The 20,482-nt window shown below is 58.6% G+C and carries 21 protein-coding genes and 1 pseudogene; 20 read left to right on the top strand and 2 right to left on the bottom strand.

The features are described from left to right. Nucleotides 1-130: 130 nt before the first annotated feature. The 10 genes and pseudogenes from AAER43_RS02940 to AAER43_RS02895 all read left to right on the top strand — a co-directional run bounded on the left by AAER43_RS02940 (nucleotide 131) and on the right by AAER43_RS02895 (nucleotide 7,643). A complete protein-coding gene (locus AAER43_RS02940) occupies nucleotides 131-769 on the top strand; it encodes an EAL domain-containing protein (protein WP_023338996.1) in 639 nt (212 codons plus the stop codon). After that, complete coding sequence (locus tag AAER43_RS02935) at nucleotides 766-1,308, top strand: LuxR C-terminal-related transcriptional regulator (protein ID WP_023331958.1); 543 nt, start codon at nucleotides 766-768, stop codon at nucleotides 1,306-1,308. The genes AAER43_RS02940 and AAER43_RS02935 overlap by 4 nt, the downstream gene beginning before the upstream one ends. A 32-nt stretch (nucleotides 1,309-1,340) precedes the next feature. Beyond that, entirely contained in the window at nucleotides 1,341-1,838 is a 498-nt protein-coding gene (locus AAER43_RS02930) for a spore coat protein U domain-containing protein (RefSeq protein ID WP_047026757.1), read from the top strand. Nucleotides 1,839-1,840: 2 nt separating this feature from the next. Further along, on the top strand, nucleotides 1,841-2,617 hold the full coding sequence (locus AAER43_RS02925) for a fimbria/pilus periplasmic chaperone (protein ID WP_050862266.1): 777 nt from the start codon (nucleotides 1,841-1,843) through the stop codon (nucleotides 2,615-2,617). Beyond that, a pseudogene (locus AAER43_RS02920) lies at nucleotides 2,526-4,553 on the top strand (fimbria/pilus outer membrane usher protein); the annotation flags it as partial. The gene AAER43_RS02925 and the pseudogene AAER43_RS02920, both read left to right, overlap by 92 nt. 48 nt (nucleotides 4,554-4,601) lie before the next feature. Further along, the gene (locus AAER43_RS02915; RefSeq protein ID WP_275112477.1) at nucleotides 4,602-4,817 is read left to right on the top strand and encodes a FimD/PapC C-terminal domain-containing protein; all 216 of its coding nucleotides are present in this window, start codon (nucleotides 4,602-4,604) and stop codon (nucleotides 4,815-4,817) included. Next, on the top strand, nucleotides 4,808-5,764 hold the full coding sequence (locus tag AAER43_RS02910; protein ID WP_050862265.1) for a spore coat U domain-containing protein: 957 nt from the start codon (nucleotides 4,808-4,810) through the stop codon (nucleotides 5,762-5,764). Before AAER43_RS02915 ends, AAER43_RS02910 begins: the two co-directional genes overlap by 10 nt. A gap of 127 nt (nucleotides 5,765-5,891) precedes the next feature. Next, nucleotides 5,892-6,632, top strand: coding sequence for a winged helix-turn-helix domain-containing protein (locus AAER43_RS02905; RefSeq protein WP_050862264.1), 741 nt, complete (start codon nucleotides 5,892-5,894; stop codon nucleotides 6,630-6,632). A 1-nt stretch (nucleotide 6,633) separates the two neighbouring features. Then, complete coding sequence (locus AAER43_RS02900) at nucleotides 6,634-7,107, top strand: hypothetical protein (RefSeq protein WP_050862263.1); 474 nt, start codon at nucleotides 6,634-6,636, stop codon at nucleotides 7,105-7,107. Nucleotides 7,108-7,136: 29 nt separating this feature from the next. Then, nucleotides 7,137-7,643: a GNAT family N-acetyltransferase gene (locus AAER43_RS02895; protein WP_342701817.1), complete on the top strand. Its 507-nt coding sequence runs from the start codon at nucleotides 7,137-7,139 to the stop codon at nucleotides 7,641-7,643. A 92-nt stretch (nucleotides 7,644-7,735) separates the two neighbouring features. On the opposite strand, the gene tsr is transcribed toward AAER43_RS02895, so the two are convergent. Next, entirely contained in the window at nucleotides 7,736-9,400 is a 1,665-nt protein-coding gene (gene tsr, locus AAER43_RS02890; protein ID WP_014882420.1) for a methyl-accepting chemotaxis protein, read from the bottom strand. 83 nt (nucleotides 9,401-9,483) lie between these two features. After that, on the bottom strand, nucleotides 9,484-9,924 hold the full coding sequence (gene hpaR / locus AAER43_RS02885) for a homoprotocatechuate degradation operon regulator HpaR (protein ID WP_014882419.1): 441 nt from the start codon (nucleotides 9,922-9,924) through the stop codon (nucleotides 9,484-9,486). A 270-nt stretch (nucleotides 9,925-10,194) separates the two neighbouring features. Between hpaR and hpaG the strand changes: the two genes are divergently transcribed. From hpaG to AAER43_RS02835, 10 genes are all read left to right on the top strand, one after another. Continuing rightward, entirely contained in the window at nucleotides 10,195-11,472 is a 1,278-nt protein-coding gene (hpaG, locus tag AAER43_RS02880) for a 4-hydroxyphenylacetate degradation bifunctional isomerase/decarboxylase (RefSeq protein WP_023331949.1), read from the top strand. Beyond that, nucleotides 11,469-12,935 carry a 5-carboxymethyl-2-hydroxymuconate semialdehyde dehydrogenase gene (gene hpaE, locus AAER43_RS02875; protein WP_050863205.1) on the top strand — a complete coding sequence of 489 codons (1,467 nt, stop codon included), beginning with the start codon at nucleotides 11,469-11,471 and terminating at the stop codon, nucleotides 12,933-12,935. Before hpaG ends, hpaE begins: the two co-directional genes overlap by 4 nt. Nucleotides 12,936-12,937: 2 nt before the next feature. Then, entirely contained in the window at nucleotides 12,938-13,789 is an 852-nt protein-coding gene (hpaD, locus tag AAER43_RS02870) for a 3,4-dihydroxyphenylacetate 2,3-dioxygenase (protein WP_050863204.1), read from the top strand. Nucleotides 13,790-13,798: 9 nt separating this feature from the next. Beyond that, nucleotides 13,799-14,179, top strand: a complete 381-nt coding sequence (locus AAER43_RS02865) for a 5-carboxymethyl-2-hydroxymuconate Delta-isomerase (RefSeq protein WP_014882415.1) — start codon at nucleotides 13,799-13,801, stop codon at nucleotides 14,177-14,179. A gap of 127 nt (nucleotides 14,180-14,306) precedes the next feature. Next, nucleotides 14,307-15,110, top strand: coding sequence for a 2-oxo-hept-4-ene-1,7-dioate hydratase (gene hpaH, locus AAER43_RS02860; RefSeq protein WP_050863203.1), 804 nt, complete (start codon nucleotides 14,307-14,309; stop codon nucleotides 15,108-15,110). Nucleotides 15,111-15,120: 10 nt separating this feature from the next. Next, a complete protein-coding gene (gene hpaI, locus AAER43_RS02855) occupies nucleotides 15,121-15,918 on the top strand; it encodes a 4-hydroxy-2-oxoheptanedioate aldolase (RefSeq protein ID WP_014882413.1) in 798 nt (265 codons plus the stop codon). A 21-nt stretch (nucleotides 15,919-15,939) separates the two neighbouring features. Next, entirely contained in the window at nucleotides 15,940-17,292 is a 1,353-nt protein-coding gene (hpaX, locus tag AAER43_RS02850) for a 4-hydroxyphenylacetate permease (RefSeq protein ID WP_050863201.1), read from the top strand. Beyond that, the gene (hpaA, locus tag AAER43_RS02845; protein ID WP_014882411.1) at nucleotides 17,264-18,154 is read left to right on the top strand and encodes a 4-hydroxyphenylacetate catabolism regulatory protein HpaA; all 891 of its coding nucleotides are present in this window, start codon (nucleotides 17,264-17,266) and stop codon (nucleotides 18,152-18,154) included. Before hpaX ends, hpaA begins: the two co-directional genes overlap by 29 nt. A 195-nt stretch (nucleotides 18,155-18,349) precedes the next feature. Next, nucleotides 18,350-19,912 (top strand): 4-hydroxyphenylacetate 3-monooxygenase, oxygenase component, encoded by a 1,563-nt coding sequence (gene hpaB / locus AAER43_RS02840; RefSeq protein ID WP_023331946.1) that lies wholly within the window; start codon nucleotides 18,350-18,352, stop codon nucleotides 19,910-19,912. A 17-nt stretch (nucleotides 19,913-19,929) separates the two neighbouring features. Further along, complete coding sequence (locus AAER43_RS02835) at nucleotides 19,930-20,439, top strand: 4-hydroxyphenylacetate 3-monooxygenase reductase subunit (RefSeq protein WP_014882409.1); 510 nt, start codon at nucleotides 19,930-19,932, stop codon at nucleotides 20,437-20,439. Nucleotides 20,440-20,482 lie beyond the last annotated feature (43 nt).

Here is a 20,482-nt window from a genome sequence, read left to right as displayed (position 1 = left end):
TATAAATTGATTATAAATCAGATAAAAACACCATATATAAGTTATTTTTATTTATAAATATCCCGCAAAAACACCATTCTATAAAATGTGTAACTCCTAAAGTAACGACGGAGAGTGACACACTTTTATCATGCTAACCGGCTATAAGTTCGAATCCATCCGGGCACTGCGCAGTGAACATGTGATTGCCTGGGAGGTATTGTCCACGGCAAAACCCCACGTCAATCTCGAAGACTATTTTGACGCCATGCCTTCGACGCAGCGTAAACAACTTTTCTTTGCGCAGCTTCGCCATGCCATGTTTTGCGAAGAGGGCGACAAATATTATCTCAACGCGACATCAGATTTGCTGCTGGAAACGGACTTCCTCGACAGGCTAAAAGAAGCAACACCCTGTCCGGAGAGGCTTGCTATCGAAGTGACCGATCTCCATACGATGGTACAACTCGATGATACGCAAAGCCGGGCCCTGCGGAACTGCATTGCGACACTTCATCTTTGGGGAATTGAAGTGTGGGCTGATGATGTCTGTGAAGCCATTCTTCCCGAACTGCTTGCCAGCCAGATCCGCTTCTGTGGCGTCAAAATTGACAAACATACTTTCTGGAGCGGGCGCACAGAGCAGGCGAAGTTTCTGCATCTCACCCGTCAATGTAAGCGTGTCGCCAGTAAAGTCCTTATTGAAGGCATCGAAACGGCGGGCGATTTCGCACTGGCCCGGGCGAGCGCGGCCGATTACGGCCAGGGTTATCTGTGGGGTCTAAAATGACGCCTTTCATCGCAAATGCCGGCTATCAGGTTATCGTTCTGAGCAGCAACGCTTTTTTATGGCTTGGCCTGAATTCGATCCTGTCGACAGCCGTATCACCCCGTCCTGAGGTGTACTGGATTAACAACGTTAATCCACAAGGGCTTATGCGTCTGCAGACACTGCTGCTCAATACGCACGTCGGTGGAAACTGGCTGTTATTGACGGACGCGGCCCGGGTCAACGACATTAACGCCTGGCTACACAACGCGCGGGTCAGAGTGGTTGCGGACAATGTGTCTCTCGCGCAGCTAAGCCTCTGTTTTAGCGACACAAGCTTCTCTTTCGAGAATACCGCCACGCTCACCTGTCAGGAGATGCGGGTTTGCATGCTGTTCCATAAAGGATTCAGCCCGATACGTATTGCGCAAATCCTTAATAAGTCACCTAAAACGATCTACACCCACAAACGTAACGCGATGAACAAATTTTGCTGCCAGAACCTGGCGGAATTCCATCAAAAACTCTGCCTGCTGGACGCGCTCCCCTCTTCTTTGTAATTGCACTGTTATTCACGTCAGGAAATACGATCATGAGAATTATCCCTGTTGTTGTATGTTGTTCCGTTCTCCTGCTTCCTGCTGCTGCATTCGCCGCAGACAGCACCACAAGCGCGACGATGCACGTTTCACTTGAGGTGGTGAAGTCCTGCACGCTCAAAGCCAACGACCTCAATTTCTCGCGCCACGGCTCGGACGAATCAAGCGAAATTCAAGCCAAAACGCAGGTCGATATCGTCTGTACCAACGGGACGCCGTTCACGCTCTCTGCCACCAGCAACGATAGCAGCGACAACGGCACCTTCTGGCTGAAGCCAGAAAACGGTGAAACGGGCGCACAGAAGATTGCCTGGAAACTTTTTGCCGATGAGGGCAAACAGACGCAAATTACCAGCACCGATGGACTCACCGACACCGGCAACGGCATGGAACAGCAAGAGACGCTGTATGGCGTGATTGACGCAGGTGCCCTGACGACCGCGCAGGCTGGCGCCTATAGCGATGATGTCACGTTGAATCTGGTGTATTGATCATGCGTCGTTTTCTCCCCTGCTTCATTCTGTGGTTCATGATGCTGGCGCTGCTGTCACGCTACGCGATGGCCGCCACGCTTCAGGTGGCCCCAGTGACGCTCGACCTCCAGAGCGGGCAAAGCGCCTCGGCGGTCTACCTCACTAACAGCGGTAAAGCGGCCATCCATGCGCAGATACGGGTTTACGAATGGACCCAGCAAAACGGTAAAGATGTATTAACGGCCACCGACGAGGTGGTCAGCAGCCCGGCGATGACCTCACTGGCGCCGGGCCAGCAGCAGCTGGTGCGCATAATCGTGATGCAGCCAGGGATCCGTGAACAGGAGCAAAGTTACCGGCTGGTCATTGATGAGCTACCGGATGCAACGTCCCGTGCGGCCAATCCCAACGCGATACACTTTCTGCTTCGCTACTCTATTCCTGTCTTCATTGCCGGAAACCAGAATATGCCCGTCAGCCGCGATGCCCTGAGCTGCGAACAGGCGGACACCCCGGGAACGATCCGCTGCTATAACGCCGGAAACAGCCATATCCGCCTGAGCCACCTGCAGGCCCTGACGGCCGCCGGTCAGGTCGTCGGGTCGTTGAAAGGGCTGGCAGGTTATGTTCTGCCGGGACAGACCGCGCTTATAACGCTTAAGCACACTTCGCGCCACACGTTCAGCGCGTTGCGCGCCTATCTCAATGACGACCACCATGCCAGCCAGATACCCCTGCGCCCGCTCGCTTCTCGCGCTCCTGTTTTGGCTACCGCTGATGCTGTCAGCCCGGACTGAACCCGCCGCCGATACCCTGCAATGGCTGGCAATCACCGTGAACCACGACCCGCGCGGGGATCTGTGGGCCTGCCGGGTAGTGGGAGATGCGCTGTGGATGGACCACCGCGACCTCAAAAAACTGGGGCTTCGCGCCCCGGATAACGCCAACGAGTGGGTCGCGCTGACGTCCCTGCCGGGTCTGAAAGTCAGTCTCGATTTGCATGCTCAGCAGGTCTCCATTACCGCCGACGCACAGGCGCTTGAGGGCCAACAGCATCTGTCTGTCGGGAGGCCGACGCCGCAGTATCGCTATCCTGAGGCGCAGCCCATCAGCGTGTTGACGCTCGGGTATGCGCTTTATGGCAGCGGCGCAGAGGGGAAACGCCAGCTTAACGCGCAAACGTCGCTCACCGCATCCGGGGCGCTTCCCGGAACGTTCAGCAGCAGCTTTTCGAGCCATGCCGGTGAGGAAAACAGCGCAGGTCGGCCCCGCCACACACGCCTTGAAACCCGCTGGCAGTGGGACAACACAGACTCGCTCACCAGCCTGGCGCTGGGCGACAACATCACCACGGGCTCCCGCTGGAGCCGACAGGTACGCTTTGGCGGGCTGCACTGGGCGCGTAATTTTGAGCTCAATCCGCAGCTCAACACCGAACCGCGTAGCCGTTACAGCGACACGGCGGTTCTGCCTTCTACGGTCGATCTGTACATCGACGGGCTTAAGCAGAGCAGCCAGCGCGTCACGCCGGGCGATTTTCTGCTGGATACCCTGCCCTCATTTACCGGAAGCGGGCAGGCCCAGGTGGTTATTACCGACATCAACGGTCAGCGTCGTACCGTACAGCTCGATCTCTACGGTGCGCCGGGGATGCTGGCGGAAGGACTCAGCAGCGGCTCGCTGGATATCGGCTGGATGCGACAAAACTACGCCCTGCGATCCAATGACTATGCCGCATCGCCCATGCTCGACGCAGGGTGGCGCTACGGGGTGAATAACCAGCTGACGCTGGCGCTGCACACGGAGCAGCAGAGTAAACTGCGCAATGTCGGGACAGGGGTCGACTGGCTGATCTCGCCCGGGACAGGGATTATCAGTCAGCATGTCGCCATCAGCGACAGCCCCTACGGTCAGGGAAAACAGTGGGGCCTTGGCTGGCAATGGAACGGTCGTGGGACGGGGATCTCAGCCAGTACCGTTCGTACCGATGCCACATTTGCCGATAACGCCCGCATGAGCGGTACCCTCCCCGTCAGACGCAGCGATAGCGTTTGGGTCAGCCAGTCGATACCCCATTCAGGTACCGTCGGTGCGGGCTGGGTACAGCAAAACATTCAGGGCACCAGACAACGCTATCTCAACGCCTCCTGGTCCGCCTCGCTGCCGGCACATATTTCCACCACGCTGAGCTACACCCGCTCGTTTACGGATGCGTCGAGCCACGTTCAGCTGATGCTTTCGATCCCGTTAGGGCGTGAGGATACCCTCTCCGTTCAGGCCAGCCGCGATATGCCGCGCATGGATTATCGCCATCAGCCGGACGATCAGGTCGGCGGCTGGTCATGGCAGCTGGGGCGAGGCTTTGGCGAGCACCGGGAAACCTATGCGGACGTGGGCTATCTGGGCCACGCAGGTGAGTGGCACGTCGGGATGGCGTAGGGCGCTAACTATGCCTCAACCGAGGGTAGCCTGACGCTGCTGGATGGTAGCCTGCACACGCTGCGCTATAGCCAACAAAGCCTGGCCCTGGTCTCCACGCACGGTGTCGGACATGTGCCGGTGATGCTGGAAAACCGCCCGGCAGGCGAAACCGACGAGAAAGGGTATCTGCTGCTGACCGACCTGCCGCGTTACCACGCCAGTAAAGTCAGCATCAATCCGCTGGATCTGCCTGCCGACGTGATTGCCCCCGTCACCGACATGCAGGCCAGACCGGGCAACGGCGGCGCGGTAAAAGTCGATTTTAACGTTCATCACGCCGTCACAGTTCAGGCCCGACTGGTGGACCTCCACCATAATCCGCTCCCGCTCGGCAGCATTGTCTCAACGCCACGCGGTGCCACCATTGTGGGGCGTGACGGTTTTATCTGGCTTGAAGACCCGCCTCTGCCAGGTGAGCTGGTGGTAAAAACCGGTGAGGGTGAGTGCCGGGTCAGGCTTCCGGCCCCCCGTACTGCGTCACCCATACAGAATATTGGAGAACAACAGTGTCATTAAAAGCACCGTTCTTGTTGCTGATTGCGGTGTCCGTGAAGTCGATGGCCGCCGCATGCTGGATAACATCACCTGCCGTCATCAACTTTGGCAATGTCGTGGCGGGCAATGCCGCGTCGACCAACACCGAAGTTAAATTTAGCTGTCAGGCTGACAACAACGGCACGACGGAATATATCAACGTCTGTCTGAGCAGTATCGACGCACCGCCCTTTCAGATGGTCTCACCGGGAGATTCGGAGGGTAAACAGTATACCCTGCTTTTCCGCCTGCTTAACGGCGACGCACGCGCTCAGGAACTCGGTCCCGTCAGCAGCGGGGAGCTCATTCAGCAGACTCTGACCGCCGACAGCAATGCCAACATCAGCGGGAGCTTTCCGCTTATCGCCACCGTCCCGGCAGGGCAAAACCAACTTCCGGCGTACCACTATTACAACTACAACATGAATCTGCGCATCGCCTGGCACAGCGCTAGCCGTCAGGATGCACTGCAAAACTGCTCGGATGGCTCTGCGGAGGGGGAGCAGGTGCAGGGCGGTACCAATGCGCAGGCCGAAATCAGCCAGGGCTGCTACATAGAACGCGTCACCCCGCTTAACTTCGGCACCCTGAACAGTACCGCCACGCTGCGCCCGACGCGTTCCACCGCAACCCTTACCACGCGCTGTCCGGCCGGCACAGCGTTTACGCTTGGCATGGGCAACGGCAACCATGCCATCGGGAATCAGCGGCAGCTGTGTAACGATGAGGGTCAGTGCCTGCGCTACGGGCTCTGGCAGGATGCGGGTGCCACGCAAAGCTGGGGCGATCTGCACAGCGGCGATGCGCTGCATGTCACCCATCCCGCTGGCGGCACCCAGAACTTCACCGTTTACGGGGAAGTCCCCGCTCAGCCCCTGAGCGGTACAGGGGAATTTATTGATGACGTGATAATCACGCTGACTTATTAAACAGACCAAAATCCTGTCTGGATCAATGTTATCGGTAACAATGGCGTTAAAATAGCCACCAGCTCTGCATACAAGGCGTAAACCTTCTCTTTTTTATTCGTTATCTCTGTCTGTTTTACAACAACTTATGAAATACCTGCTTGCTGGCGCCATCGTCTACAACGACGAGGACGGTTCTGTTTCTCTTATCAATGTGCCGCCTGAGGATGCGCAGATCCTCACCTGCACAGCCAATAGCATTATGAAGCTGCTGGTGCAGCATCATGGGAACGTGGTCGAGCGGGAGACCTTCCTGCATGACGTCTGGGATCGGCGTGGGCTCCAGGGGTCTAACAATTCGTTAAACCAGTACATCAGCATCTTGCGCAAAATGCTTGCCAGCCTGCTTCCCGACGTGCTGTTTATCGTCACCGTCCCCAGGACGGGCTTTATGCTCAGCGCAGACGTCACGGTAACAGCCCTGGAGGAAGAAACACCGGCCGCCGAAACGGCGAAAACTGCAGTACCCGCCCGACCAGAGCGGCTGCTCTGGGGCGCGCTTACGCTGGCGGTCGTTGCGCTGTGCCTTTGGATAACGGCTATCAAACCCGAAACCCGGCAGAAGGACATTCATCTGCTGACCCATATCGGGAACTGTCCGGTCTATACCTTTACGCCGCTGGCGGATGTGTTTCACGAGCGGGCGGCTTCGCTGGCGCAAACTCTTCAGCAGGACGGTCACCTTCCGTGCCTGGAAAATTCAATTTTCTATATGCACATTCAGCGAACGCTTTTCTACGGCCACGAGGGACGACTGGTGCTCTCCCAATGCTCGCTCACGCAGGGGCAAGCGAGCGCCTGTCGTACGCTTTACTATTACGAGTGGTGATATGAGATACACAAAAATCTGGCTCATTCTGGCCCTTAACCTGATGATTACCGGCGCTGCACTGGCGTGGTATTTCTACACGCCACCGCTGTCGGTGGCCTGCAATGGATATCTGACCTTCTCCGACAAACGTGACAGCCACGATTTCACGTTTGACGGGGAGGTCATCATGCAGTTTCACCCCAACAAAACCGGGTACATCACGCTAAACGGTAACGTGGAGAATGCCCCAAACCACTGGGAAGTGTCCCGTCAGGAGATGTTTAAATGGCGCCACGTGGAAGGGGAACTGTATGAGATCGTTATTCAAAAAGTGGAGCGTTTTGGCCATGACGCCATGCCGCCGGGCGTATTTGAGAAATACGTCGCGGGCCTGACCCAGGGGAAAAAAAGGCTCCTGGCGATAGAGCGCACGCCGCATGATGCACTGGTTATCAGCAATTTTTACTCGCCGGTGCTGGTCTGCACAGAATAATACCGGCGGGTCAGGCTATACTTCCCGCCATGAACATTCGCATTCGCCCTACCACCTTCAGCGATGCTGCCACCCTGCCCGCTATTGAACGCGCGGCGGGCGAGCGTTTTCGTGAAATCCCCCCTCTCGCCTGGCTTGCCGGGGGTGAGGTGATTTCAACTGAAGAGCATCTCAACTATGCCGAACGGGGGCTAAGCTGGCTGGCGCTGGCGAACGACCATCCCGTTGGGTTTATCCTCGCAGAGGCGCACGCGGCATCGCTGTTTATTGTCGAACTTTCGGTGCATCTGGACTGGCAGGGAAAGGGGATTGGTCGGCAGCTCATTAACGCTGTGGCTGACCATGCCCGTGAAGGGGGGCTGTCGTCGCTGACGTTGACGACATTCCGCGACGTACCGTGGAATGCGCCGTTCTATGCGCGGCTGGGGTTTGACTACGTCACTGAACTCACGCCTGAACTGCGTCAGAAAAGGGAAGATGAGACAGCGCACGGCTTAGCGTTTGACTCCCGCTGCGCCATGCATCTGCCGCTTTGATATCGCCCGGTGGCGCTGCGCTGACCGGGCCTACAAAACCCTGAACCGTAGGCCGGGTAAGGCGAAGCCGCCACCCGGCACAACACGCACGATCAGAACGTTTCCCAGTTATCACCCGCATCAGCGGTTGCCGCTTTACGCGACATCACCGGGGTTGCAACGCTTTTCGCCGAAGCGAACTCGCGCGCTTTCATCTGCTCCTGCTGAATGCGGAACACCGCGACAGCCTGGGTCAGGCGGCTTGCCTGCTCTTCCAGCGCCGCCGCCGCTGCGGCAGACTCTTCCACCAGCGAGGCGTTCTGCTGGGTCACGCGATCCATCTCGGCGACCGCCAGACCCACCTGGTCGATACCGCGGCTCTGCTCGTCAGAAGCCGAGGCGATTTCGCCCATGATATCCGTAACGCGGGTTACCGCATTCACGATCTCGCCCATGGTTTCACCGGCGCTTTCTACCAGCGTTGAACCCACTTCCACGCGACCCACAGAGTCTTCAATCAGGCTCTTGATTTCACGTGCTGCCTGGGCGCTGCGCTGGGCCAGGTTACGCACCTCACCTGCCACCACCGCAAAACCACGGCCCTGCTCGCCTGCGCGCGCCGCTTCTACCGCCGCGTTCAGTGCCAGGATGTTGGTCTGGAAAGCAATTCCGTCGATCACGCTAATAATGTCGGCAATCTTCTGCGAACTACCGGCGATATCGCGCATGGTCTGCACGACGTTGTCCACCACTTTACCGCCTTTCTGCGCGGTCTCGGACGCGCTCAGCGCCAGATGGCTCGCCTGACGGGCGTTTTCGGCGTTCTGCTTCACGGTCGCCGTCAGCTGCTCCATGCTGGCAGCAGTCTCTTCCAGGGACGCAGCCTGCTGTTCTGTACGGGAAGAGAGGTCGTTATTGCCCATCGCGATTTCGCTCGCGCCGCTGTAGATAGCATTCGCGCCATTACGCACGTCGCCAACGGTCCGTACCAGCTCACTCTGCATATGACGCAGAGAATCGGCCAGTTCGCCCATCTCGTTGGAGCCCTCCACTTCAATGCGCTTCACCAGATCGCCGCTGGCGATATGGCGAATGTTGTCGATGAGGCGCGTCAGCGGCGAAATCAGCGCCTGCTTGATACCCAACCAGACGGCCACGATCACCACCAGCACGGCAAGCAGCACGCTAATCAGCACCCAGATGGCCTGGCTGAAGGAGCTCTTGCTGTCTTCAACCGCCATTTGATACAGCTTGTCGTTCTGCTGCAGGTAGCTGACATACTGCTTCTCAAAACCATCCTGGTAGCTCTGGGTCGGCTGATCGAAGAAGGCGTTGATTTTGCCCGCACCCAGCAGCTGAATCAGCTCCGCCAGCGCACCGTGGTAGATATCGTAGTTACGCTTGATCTCCATGGCATCCGCATCGCTTTGACGCGGATCGCGCGGCAGGGCCTCATAGGCGGCCCAGTTTTTTTCCGCCTGCTTCAGCGACGTGGACGCGATTTGCATCAGATCGTTAACGGTCGCGCCGCTGCCGATATTGCTCTGATCCATCATGTAGCGAATACCCGCGCGGTTCAGGGTATTACGGGTTTGCAGCAACGCCACCCAGCTGGCATTCAGCGTGGATTGTTGCTGGCGAATGGTTTGCAGGACGGTGAAATTCTCTTTGTCATGCTTAAGGGCATTGAAGAAAAGACCACCGGATGTGAGTTGTAACAGGCCAAATATAGCTAAAACCAGCATTAAACTGGTGACAATCTTGATACGGTTTAACATGTTTTCTCTTTCCTCAGACAGATACAGAATTTTCGGCCTGGAAAGGGAAAACTTTACGAAAATCATCCTGGAATTTGTGGTTTTTACTCTTCTTCCCGCGCTGCGTTATGCCTGTTTCCGAGTTCAATAAACTCTTCCAGCAGCGTCGTCAGCTGTTTCATCTTCTCCGGCGTGTATTCCGCCTCAATCTGCTGGTACGCCTCTTCCACCTGCGCCTGGGCGTGCTCATACAGCGCATTGCCCTCTTTGGTCAGCGACACGTACAGCTTGCGCTGGTCGTTCACTGGCTTTAAGCGCAGCACCAGGCCGTCGCGCTCCATGCGCGTCAGAATGCCGGTCAGGCTGGGACGCAAAATGCAGGTGCGAAACGCCAGATCGTGAAAATCCATCGACGGATGTTCCGCCAGCACGCGCACAATCCGCCACTGCTGCTCGGTCAGGTTATGTCGCTTCACAATGGGTCGGAAGTACGACATCGCCGCTTCCCGCGCCTGCAGCAGCGCGATGGTTAATGAATCATGCATAGCCTCTCCCCGCCCTTCATTAACAAGTAAACAATTCATAAAAGATGTTTTTATAAACAACACGTTTTCTGCCGAAAAGTCTAACAGAAACCCGCCGATTTTGTTAACACACTGATTTTAATCAAAATAAAAACCAATATGTAAATTTATTGTTATTCATATCACAAATTTTTCACTTCTGATTGCGAAATAAACAGCAAAAGCATAAAACCAGATCATTAACATATTAATGAAATCATAACCCGGACTGCCGGGGTGAGGAGCAGGTGAATGAAAGGTACCGTTTTTGCCGTCGCGTTGAATCATCAAAGCCAGCGCGATGCCTGGGCTGAGGCGTTTGAAAAAGCCCCCTACAACACGCCGCCGAAAACGGCAGTATGGTTTATCAAACCGCATAACACCGTGATCCGCGCAGGCGATCCCATTCCCTTCCCGCAGGGTGAAACGGTGCTAAGCGGCGCAACGGTCGCGCTGGTGGTGGGCAAAACGGCCAGCAAGGTGCGCGAGGAAGACGCGGCGGCGTACATTGCCGGATATGCGCTGGCCAACGAGGTGAGTCTGCCGGAAGAGAGCTTCTACCGCCCGGCGATCAAGGCGAAATGCCGGGACGGATTCTGCCCGCTGGGCGAGCTGGTCAACGTTGATAACGTGGATAACCTGACCCTCATCACCGAGATTAACGGCCGCGAGGCGGACCACTGGAATACGGCCGATTTGCATCGCAACGCCGCGCAGCTGCTGAGCGCCCTGAGTGAGTTCGCGACCCTTAATCCCGGCGATGCGATATTGCTCGGCACCCCGCACAGCCGCGTCGAAATCCGCCCTGGAGACCGGGTACGCATTCTGGCAAAAGGGTTTCCGCCGCTGGAAAACCCGGTGGTGGACGAACGCGACGTCGCTATCGCTCACCGCACGCCCCCGCACGCCACGCTGTTCGCCCTTGGCCTGAACTACGCCGACCACGCCAGCGAACTGGACTTCAAGCCCCCCACCGAGCCGCTGGTGTTTATCAAAGCGCCGAACACTTTCAACGGTGACGACCAGACCTCGGTGCGCCCGAACAACATCGACTACATGCACTACGAAGCGGAGCTGGTGGTGGTCATCGGCAAAACCGCCCGCAAGGTGAGTGAAGCCGAGGCGATGGACGTTGTTGCGGGCTATACGGTCTGCAACGACTACGCCATCCGCGACTATCTCGAGAACTACTACCGCCCAAACCTGCGGGTGAAAAGCCGCGACGGGCTGACCCCCATTTCCCCAAACATCGTGCCAAAAGAAGCCATTCCCGACCCACACAACCTCGCCCTGCGCACCTTCGTTAACGGCGAACTGCGACAGCTTGGCACGACGGCGGATCTGATTTTCAGCATCCCGTTCCTGATTGCCTACCTGAGCGATTTTATGACCCTGCAACCGGGCGACATGATTGCCACCGGCACGCCGAAGGGGCTGTCCGACGTGGTGCCGGGGGATGAAGTGGTGGTGGAAGTGGAAGGCGTAGGACGCCTGGTAAACCGAATTGTGAGTGAGGAGACGGCAAAATGAAAAAAATTAACCATTGGATCAACGGCAAAAACGTGGCGGGAAGCGACTATTTCCACACCACCAATCCGGCCTCCGGCGAGGTGCTGGCCGAAGTGGCTTCCGGCGGTGAAGCCGAAATCCATCAGGCCGTAGCCGCCGCGAAAGAGGCGTTTCCAAAATGGGCCAACCTGCCGATGAAGGAACGCGCGCGGCTGATGCGTCGTCTGGGCGATCTAATCGATCAGAACGTGCCCGGGATCGCCGCTATGGAGACCGCCGACACTGGCCTGCCGATCCACCAGACTAAAAACGTGCTGATCCCGCGCGCCTCGCACAACTTCGAGTTTTTCGCCGAGGTGTGTCAGCAGATGAACGGCAAAACCTACCCGGTTGACGACAAAATGCTCAACTACACCCTGGTGCAGCCGGTGGGCGTCTGCGCGCTGGTGTCACCGTGGAACGTGCCGTTCATGACCGCCACCTGGAAGGTCGCCCCGTGCCTGGCGCTGGGTAATACCGCGGTACTGAAAATGTCTGAACTCTCCCCGCTGACCGCCGACCGTCTGGGCGAGCTGGCGCTGGAGGCGGGCATTCCGGCGGGTGTACTCAACGTGGTGCAGGGCTACGGCGCGACGGCAGGCGATGCGCTGGTGCGTCATCACGACGTGCGCGCCGTCTCCTTTACCGGCGGCACGGCCACCGGGCGCAATATTATGAAAAACGCCGGGCTGAAGAAGTATTCCATGGAGCTGGGCGGCAAATCCCCGGTGCTGATTTTTGAAGACGCGGACATCGAGCGCGCGCTGGATGCTGCCCTGTTCACCATCTTCTCCATCAACGGCGAGCGCTGCACCGCGGGCTCGCGCATCTTCATCCAGCAGAGCATCTACCCGGAGTTCGTCAAACGCTTTGCGGAGCGTGCCAACCGTCTGCGCGTGGGCGACCCGACCGATCCGACCACCCAGATTGGGGCACTCATCAGCCAACAGCACTGGGAGAAAGTCTCTGGCTATATTCGCCTCGGCATTGAAGAAGGCGCGACCCTGCTGGCGGGCGGCCCGGACAAACCGACCGACCTGCCTGCACATCTAAAAGGCGGCAACTTCCTGCGCCCGACCGTACTGGCGGACGTCGACAACCGCATGCGCGTGGCGCAGGAGGAGATCTTCGGGCCGGTGGCCTGCCTGCTGCCCTTTAAGGATGAAGCGGAAGGTCTGCGCCTGGCGAACGACGTGGAGTACGGCCTGGCGTCGTACATCTGGACCCAGGACGTCAGCAAAGTGCTGCGCCTGGCGCGCAATATCGAAGCGGGCATGGTGTTCGTCAATACCCAGAACGTGCGCGACCTGCGCCAGCCGTTTGGCGGCGTGAAGGCCTCCGGCACCGGGCGCGAAGGCGGCGAGTACAGCTTCGAGGTGTTTGCGGAGATGAAGAACGTCTGCATCTCCATGGGCGACCATCCGATTCCAAAATGGGGGATTTGATCATGGGTACATTAGCGTTAGCGGCAAAAATCACCCACGTCCCGTCAATGTATCTCTCCGAGCTGCCGGGGAAAAACTACGGCTGCCGTCAGGGCGCCATCGACGGGCATAAAGAGATCGGCAAGCGCTGCCGCGAGCTGGGCGTGGACACCATCATCGTCTTCGATACCCACTGGCTGGTGAACAGCGCATACCACATCAACTGTGCGGACCATTTTTCAGGCGTCTACACCAGCAACGAACTGCCGCACTTTATCCGCGACATGACTTACGACTACGACGGCAACCCGGCGCTCGGCCAGCTGATTGCCGACGAGGCGGTGAAGCTCGGCGTGCGCGCCAAGGCGCACAACATCCCGAGCCTGAAGCTGGAGTACGGCACGCTGGTGCCGATGCGTTACATGAACCCGGATAAACACTTCAAAGTGGTCTCTATCTCGGCGTTCTGCACCGTTCACGACTTCGCCGACAGCCGCAAACTCGGTGAGGCCATCGTCAGCGCCATTAAAAAATACGACGGCACCGTGGCGGTGCTCGCCAGCGGCTCACTGTCGCACCGCTTTATCGACGACCAGCGCGCGGAAGAAGGGATGAACAGCTATACCCGCGAGTTTGACCGCCAGATGGACGAGCGCGTGGTGAAGCTGTGGCGCGAGGGGCAGTTCAAAGAATTCTGCAGCATGCTGCCGGAATACGCCGACTACTGCTACGGCGAGGGCAATATGCATGACACGGTGATGCTGCTGGGCATGCTCGGCTGGGACAAATACGACGGCAAGGTGGAGTTTCTCACCGAGCTGTTCGCCAGCTCCGGCACCGGCCAGGTTAACGCCGTTTTCCCCCTGCCCGCGTGAGGAGCCACCATGCCGCACTTTATTGCTGAATGTACCGACAACATCCGCGAGCAGGCAGACCTGCCGGGGTTGTTCGCCAAAGTGAACGAGGCGCTGGCCGCCACGGGCATCTTCCCGATCGGCGGTATCCGCAGCCGCGCCCACTGGCTGGATACCTGGCAGATGGCCGACGGTAAGCAGGATTACGCCTTTGTGCATATGACGCTGAAGATCGGTTCCGGGCGCAGCCTGGAAAGTCGGGAAGCCGTGGGGGAAATGCTGTTTGGGCTTATCAAAGCGCACTTTGCGGCGTTGATGGCTGCCCGCTATCTGGCGCTGTCGTTCGAGCTGGACGAACTGCACCCGACGCTCAATTACAAACAAAACAACGTGCACGCGTTGTTTAAGTAATACCGCTCGATCTGTCCCCTCTCCCTTTGGGAGAGGGTTAGGGTGAGGGAAATCTCAGCGGCCTGATGCCCTCACCCCGGCCCTCTCCCACGGGGAGAGGGAGGAAACAATACAACAGGATATCGCCATGCTCGATAAACACACCCATACCCTGATCGCCCACCGCCTGCATCAGGCGGAACAAACCCGGGAGCAGATCCGCGCGATCTCGCTGGACTACCCGGAGATCACCATTGACGACGCCTACGCCATTCAGCGCGAATGGGTAAACCTGAAAATCGCCGAAGGCCGCGTGCTGAAAGGTCACAAGATCGGCCTCACCTCCAAAGCGATGCAGGCCAGCTCGCAGATCAGCGAGCCGGACTACGGCGCGCTGCTGGACGACATGTTTTTCCACGACGGCAGCGACATCCCCGTCGATCGCTTTATCGTCCCGCGCATCGAAGTAGAGCTGGCGTTCGTGCTGGCAAAACCGCTGCGCGGCCCGAACTGCACGATCTTCGACGTCTACAACGCCACGGATTACGTCATTCCCGCGCTGGAGCTGATCGACGCCCGCTGCCACAACGTTGACCCGGAAACCCAGCGCCCGCGCAAGGTGTTCGACACCATCTCCGATAACGCTGCCAACGCGGGGGTGATCCTCGGCGGTCGCCCGATTAAGCCCGACGAGCTGGATCTGCGCTGGATCTCCGCCCTGCTCTACCGCAACGGCGTGATCGAAGAGACCGGCGTGGCCGCTGGCGTGCTTAACCACCCGGCGAACGGCGTGGCGTGGCTGGCGAACAAGCTGGCGCCGTACGACGTGCAGCTTGAGCCGGGGCAGATCATCCTCGGCGGCTCGTTTACCCGCCCGGTGCCCGCCAGCAGAGGCGACACTTTCCACGTTGACTACGGCAACATGGGCTCCATCAGCTGCCGCTTTGTGTAAGGAGACAATCATGCAGAATGCATTCAAAGCGGCGCTGAAAGCGGGCCGTCCACAAATCGGCTTATGGCTGGGGCTCACCAGCAGCTACAGCGCCGAACTGCTGGCCGGGGCAGGCTTCGACTGGCTGCTGATCGACGGCGAGCACGCCCCGAACAGCGTGCAAACCGTCTTAACCCAATTGCAGGCCATCGCCCCTTATCCGAGCCAGCCGGTGGTGCGCCCGTCGTGGAACGATCCGGTGCAGATCAAACAGCTGCTGGACGTCGGCGCACAAACCCTGCTGGTGCCGATGGTGCAAAACGCCGAGGAAGCGCGGCTGGCGGTACGTGCCACCCGCTACCCACCGGCGGGCATTCGCGGCGTCGGCAGCGCGCTGGCAAGAGCGTCGCGCTGGAACCGCATTCCGGACTATCTGCAGCAGGCTAACGACGCCATGTGCGTACTGGTGCAAATCGAAACCCGTGAGGCGCTGAAAAACCTGCCGCAGATCCTCGACGTGGAAGGCGTCGACGGCGTGTTTATCGGCCCGGCCGATCTCAGCGCCGACATGGGCTTTGCCGGTAATCCGCAGCACCCGGAGGTCCAGGCCGCTATCGAGCAGGCGATCGCGCAGATCCTGAGCGCGGGCAAAGCCCCCGGCATCCTGATGGCAAACGAGGCGCTGGCAAAACGCTATCTCGACCTCGGCGCGCTGTTTGTCGCCGTCGGCGTCGACACTACCCTGCTCGCCCGCGGTGCGGAAGCGCTGGCTGCACGCTTTATCGAACAACCGGTTACGTCAGTTAATAACAATAAATCCGTCTACTAAACGTAAGATCTGGAGCGCATCATGACGACCTCTACCCTGCAAACCCATGATAATAAAGCTGTTGAACAACGCGCCATTAACAAGCTGTTCCGACGTTTAATCGTGTTTCTCTTTATCCTGTTTGTTTTCTCGTTTCTCGACCGCATCAACATCGGCTTTGCCGGACTGACGATGGGTAAAGATCTCGGCCTCACCTCCACCATGTTTGGCCTGGCCGCAACCCTGTTTTACGTCACCTATGTGCTGTGCGGGATCCCAAGCAACATCATGCTGGCGAAGATCGGCGCGCGGCGCTGGATCGCCGGGATCATGGTGGTGTGGGGCATCGCCTCCACCTGCACCATGTTCGCCACCAGCCCTGAAACCCTTTACGTCCTGCGCATGCTGGTGGGCATTGCCGAAGCCGGTTTCCTGCCGGGGATCCTGGTCTATCTCACATGGTGGTTCCCGGCCTATCACCGCGCCCGCGCCAACGCGCTGTTTATGATCGCCATGCCGGTCACCATGATGCTCGGTTCAATCCTCTCCGGGTACATTCTGGCGATGGACGGGCTGTGGAACCTGAAGGGCTGGCAGTGGCTGTTCCTGCTGGAAGGGCTGCCGTCAGTGGTGCTCGGGGTAGTAACCTGGTTCTACCTTAACGACACGCCGGATCAGGCCACCTGGCTGGATGAGGACGAAAAGCAGGCGCTGAAAACCATGATCGTCCGCGAGCAGGAGGTCGCCATTGCCCGCGCCGTCACGCCGCGCTCGACGCTGCGAGAAGTGCTGACGCCCGCCGTGCTGCTCTATACGCTGGCCTACTTCTGCCTGACCAACACGCTGAGCGCGATCAACATCTGGACGCCGCAGATCCTGCAGAGCTTTAACACCGGCAGCAGCAATATCGTCATTGGCCTGCTGGCGGCGATCCCGCAGTTTTGCACCATCCTCGGGATGATCTGGTGGAGCCGCCGATCCGACAGGCTGAAAGAGCGAAAAAAGCACACCATCCTGCCGTACCTGTTCGCGGCGGCGGGATGGATGCTGGCCTCCGCCACCGATCACAGCCTGATCCAGCTGCTTGGCATCATCATGGCCTCAACCGGATCATTTACCGCCATGGCGATATTCTGGACCACGCCAGATCGGGTGATTAGCCTGCAGTCCCGTGCGGTGGCACTGGCGGTGATCAACGCCATCGGCAACGTGGGTTCTGCCGTTAGCCCGCTGCTGATCGGCATTCTGCGCGACGCGACCGGCAGCTTCAGCTCCGGGCTGTGGTTTGTGGCCGGGCTGCTGGTGGTCGGCGCGCTGGTGCTGACGCGCATTCCGATGACGCAGCGGGATCAACAGAGGAACGATCATGTGCCAGAGCCCTATCGCCAACATTGATATCAGCAAGGAGTACGACGAAAGTCTGGGCACCGACGATGTGCACTACCAGTCGTTCGCCCGCATGGCGGCCTTTTTTGGCCGCGACATGCAGGCGCATCGTCACGACCAGTATTTTCAGATGCACTTTCTGGATACCGGGCAGATTGAACTCCAGCTCGACGATCACCGTTACTCGGTGCAGGCCCCGCTTTTCGTTCTCACGCCGCCGTCGGTGCCGCACGCGTTTATTACCGAATCCGACAGCGACGGGCACGTGCTGACGGTGCGCGAGGATCTGATCTGGCCGCTGCTGGAGGTGCTCTACCCCGGCACCCGGGAAGCGTTTGGTCTGCCGGGGATCTGCCTGTCGCTGGCCGACAAGCCTGATGAACTGGCGGCACTGAAACACTACTGGCAGCTGATAGCCCGGGAGTCCATGGAACAGCTGCCGGGCCGCGAGCATACGCTGGTTCTGCTGGCGCAGGCCGTATTCACTCTGCTGCTGCGCAACGCGAAGCTCGACGATCACGCTTCAGGCGGTATGCGCGGCGAGCTGAAGCTGTTCCAGCGCTTTACCCAACTGATCGACACGCACTACCACCAGCACTGGACGGTGCCGGAATACGCCAGCGAACTGCACCTGACCGAATCCCGGCTAACCGATATCTGTCGCCGCTTCGCCAACCGCCCGCCGAAGCGGTTGATCTTCGACCGACAGCTGCGGGAAGCCAGACGGCTGCTGCTCTTTTCCGACAGCGCGGTCAGCGAGATTGCCTGGCAGCTGGGGTTTAAAGATCCGGCCTATTTCGCCCGCTTTTTTAACCGCTTAGTGGGGTGCTCGCCAAGCGCATATCGGGCGCAGAAAGTACCGGTTTCCTGAACGCATCACGGTTCGTAGGGCGGGTAAGCGCAGCGCCACCCGCCGAAAAGCCGCACAGATCACAAATCCACATCCCACCCGAAAAGTACCCGCCGTTGTCCCAATCGTCCCTTCACGTTCCGCCCCTCTCAGGCTTCAATTAAACAACAAAAACAAAACATAAATTTAACATAACCATTCCGATACGAGGTCCCTATGAAGCCTGAAGATTTCCGCGCCGATGCCAAACGTCCGTTAACCGGTGAAGAGTATTTAAAAAGCCTGCAGGACGGGCGTGAGATTTATATCTACGGCGAGCGCGTCAAAGACGTCACCACCCATCCGGCGTTTCGCAATGCGGCAGCCTCCATCGCGCAGATGTACGACGCCCTGCACAAGCCGGACATGCAGGACACGCTGTGCTGGGGCACCGACACCGGCAGCGGCGGTTACACCCACAAGTTCTTCCGCGTGGCGAAAAGCGCCGACGACCTGCGCCAGCAGCGCGACGCTATCGCCGAATGGTCACGCCTCAGCTACGGCTGGATGGGGCGCACGCCGGACTATAAGGCCGCGTTCGGCTGCGCGCTCGGTGCCAACCCGGCCTTCTACGGTCAGTTCGAGCAGAACGCCCGCAGCTGGTACACCCGCATTCAGGAAACCGGCCTGTATTTCAACCACGCCATCGTTAACCCGCCTATCGACCGCCACAAACCGGCGGATGAGGTGAAAGACGTCTACATCAAACTGGAGAAAGAGACCGACGCCGGGATCGTTGTCAGCGGGGCGAAAGTGGTGGCAACCAACTCGGCGCTGACCCACTACAACATGATCGGCTTCGGCTCCGCGCAGGTGATGGGCGAAAACCCGGACTTTGCGCTGATGTTCGTCGCACCGATGGATGCCGAAGGCGTCAAGCTCATCTCCCGTGCCTCTTACGAGATGGTGGCTGGCGCAACCGGCTCCCCGTATGACTACCCGCTCTCCAGCCGCTTTGATGAGAACGACGCGATCCTGGTGATGGATCATGTGCTGATCCCGTGGGAAAACGTGCTGATCTACCGCGATTTCGACCGCTGTCGTCGCTGGACGATGGAAGGTGGCTTTGCGCGGATGTATCCGCTACAGGCATGCGTGCGCCTGGCAGTGAAGCTCGACTTCATCACCGCCCTGTTGAAAAAATCGCTGGAGTGTACCGGCACCCTTGAATTCCGCGGCGTACAGGCGGATCTCGGCGAGGTGGTGGCCTGGCGCAATATGTTCTGGGCGCTGAGCGACTCCATGTGCTCTGAAGCCACGCCGTGGGTCAATGGCGCGTATCTGCCGGACCACGCGGCGCTACAGACCTACCGCGTGATGGCCCCGATGGCCTACGCGAAGATTAAGAATATTATCGAACGTAACGTCACCAGCGGGCTGATCTATCTGCCGTCCAGCGCGCGGGACCTGAATAACCCACAGATTGACCAGTATCTGGCGAAATACGTGCGCGGCTCCAACGGCATGGATCACGTCGAACGCATCAAGATTTTGAAGCTGATGTGGGATGCCATTGGCAGCGAGTTTGGCGGCCGTCACGAGCTGTATGAGATCAACTACTCCGGTAGCCAGGATGAAATTCGCCTGCAGTGTCTGCGCCAGGCGCAGAGCTCCGGCAACATGGACAAAATGATGGCGATGGTCGACCGCTGTATGTCCGAATACGACCAACACGGCTGGACGGTGCCGCACCTGCACAACAACAGCGATATCAACATGCTGGATAAGCTGCTGAAATAGCGCAGCGGGAGGTTTCAATGCAATCAGAAGAACGCCTGCGTTTTCGCGACGCGATGGCCAGCCTGTCGGCCGCAGTCAATGTCGTCACCACCGAGGGGGAAGCGGGCCGCTGCGGCATTACCGCCACCGCAGTCTGTTCGGTTACGGACACCCCGCCGTCGGTCATGGTGTGCATCAACGCCAACAGCGCCATGAACCCGGTATTCCAGGGCAACGGCAGACTGTGCATAAACGTGCTGAACCACGAGCAGGAGATCATGGCTCGCCACTTCGCCGGGATGACCGGTATGACAATGGAGGAGCGCTTTGCCCTCTCCTGCTGGCAGAAAGGCCCGCTGGCGCAGCCGATGCTGAAAGGTGCGCTGGCAAGCCTGGAAGGCGAGATAAGCCAGGTGCAAACCATCGGCACGCATCTGGTGTATCTTGTTGAAATTAAAAATATCATTTTGAGTGATGCAGGACACGGCCTGATCTACTTCAAACGCCGTTTCCACCCGGTCATGATGGAGGTGGAAGCCACCGCGTAATTCTCCCGCGCGCTGGCCTTTTTTTCGGCCAGCGCCACTTTCT

The sequence above is a fragment of the Enterobacter sp. FUJ80071 genome (assembly GCF_038739915.1).
In the GTDB taxonomy this organism is placed as follows: domain Bacteria; phylum Pseudomonadota; class Gammaproteobacteria; order Enterobacterales; family Enterobacteriaceae; genus Enterobacter; species Enterobacter kobei.
Note: the sequence above shows the minus strand (reverse complement) of the source record. Positions and strands in the feature narration are given on the sequence as shown.

Excerpts from the sequence above, each read along its gene's own strand:
- AAER43_RS02940 (WP_023338996.1), top strand. The coding sequence starts at position 131 with ATGCTAACCGGCTATAAGTTCGAATCCATCCGGGCACTGCGCAGTGAA.
- AAER43_RS02935 (WP_023331958.1), top strand. The coding sequence starts at position 766 with ATGACGCCTTTCATCGCAAATGCCGGCTATCAGGTTATCGTTCTGAGC.
- AAER43_RS02930 (WP_047026757.1), top strand. The coding sequence starts at position 1,341 with ATGAGAATTATCCCTGTTGTTGTATGTTGTTCCGTTCTCCTGCTTCCT.
- AAER43_RS02925 (WP_050862266.1), top strand. The coding sequence starts at position 1,841 with ATGCGTCGTTTTCTCCCCTGCTTCATTCTGTGGTTCATGATGCTGGCG.
- AAER43_RS02905 (WP_050862264.1), top strand. The coding sequence starts at position 5,892 with ATGAAATACCTGCTTGCTGGCGCCATCGTCTACAACGACGAGGACGGT.
- AAER43_RS02900 (WP_050862263.1), top strand. The coding sequence starts at position 6,634 with ATGAGATACACAAAAATCTGGCTCATTCTGGCCCTTAACCTGATGATT.
- AAER43_RS02895 (WP_342701817.1), top strand. The coding sequence starts at position 7,137 with ATGAACATTCGCATTCGCCCTACCACCTTCAGCGATGCTGCCACCCTG.
- tsr (WP_014882420.1), bottom strand. The coding sequence starts at position 9,400 with ATGTTAAACCGTATCAAGATTGTCACCAGTTTAATGCTGGTTTTAGCT.
- hpaR (WP_014882419.1), bottom strand. The coding sequence starts at position 9,924 with ATGCATGATTCATTAACCATCGCGCTGCTGCAGGCGCGGGAAGCGGCG.
- hpaG (WP_023331949.1), top strand. The coding sequence starts at position 10,195 with ATGAAAGGTACCGTTTTTGCCGTCGCGTTGAATCATCAAAGCCAGCGC.
- hpaE (WP_050863205.1), top strand. The coding sequence starts at position 11,469 with ATGAAAAAAATTAACCATTGGATCAACGGCAAAAACGTGGCGGGAAGC.
- hpaD (WP_050863204.1), top strand. The coding sequence starts at position 12,938 with ATGGGTACATTAGCGTTAGCGGCAAAAATCACCCACGTCCCGTCAATG.
- AAER43_RS02865 (WP_014882415.1), top strand. The coding sequence starts at position 13,799 with ATGCCGCACTTTATTGCTGAATGTACCGACAACATCCGCGAGCAGGCA.
- hpaH (WP_050863203.1), top strand. The coding sequence starts at position 14,307 with ATGCTCGATAAACACACCCATACCCTGATCGCCCACCGCCTGCATCAG.
- hpaI (WP_014882413.1), top strand. The coding sequence starts at position 15,121 with ATGCAGAATGCATTCAAAGCGGCGCTGAAAGCGGGCCGTCCACAAATC.
- hpaX (WP_050863201.1), top strand. The coding sequence starts at position 15,940 with ATGACGACCTCTACCCTGCAAACCCATGATAATAAAGCTGTTGAACAA.
- hpaA (WP_014882411.1), top strand. The coding sequence starts at position 17,264 with ATGTGCCAGAGCCCTATCGCCAACATTGATATCAGCAAGGAGTACGAC.
- hpaB (WP_023331946.1), top strand. The coding sequence starts at position 18,350 with ATGAAGCCTGAAGATTTCCGCGCCGATGCCAAACGTCCGTTAACCGGT.
- AAER43_RS02835 (WP_014882409.1), top strand. The coding sequence starts at position 19,930 with ATGCAATCAGAAGAACGCCTGCGTTTTCGCGACGCGATGGCCAGCCTG.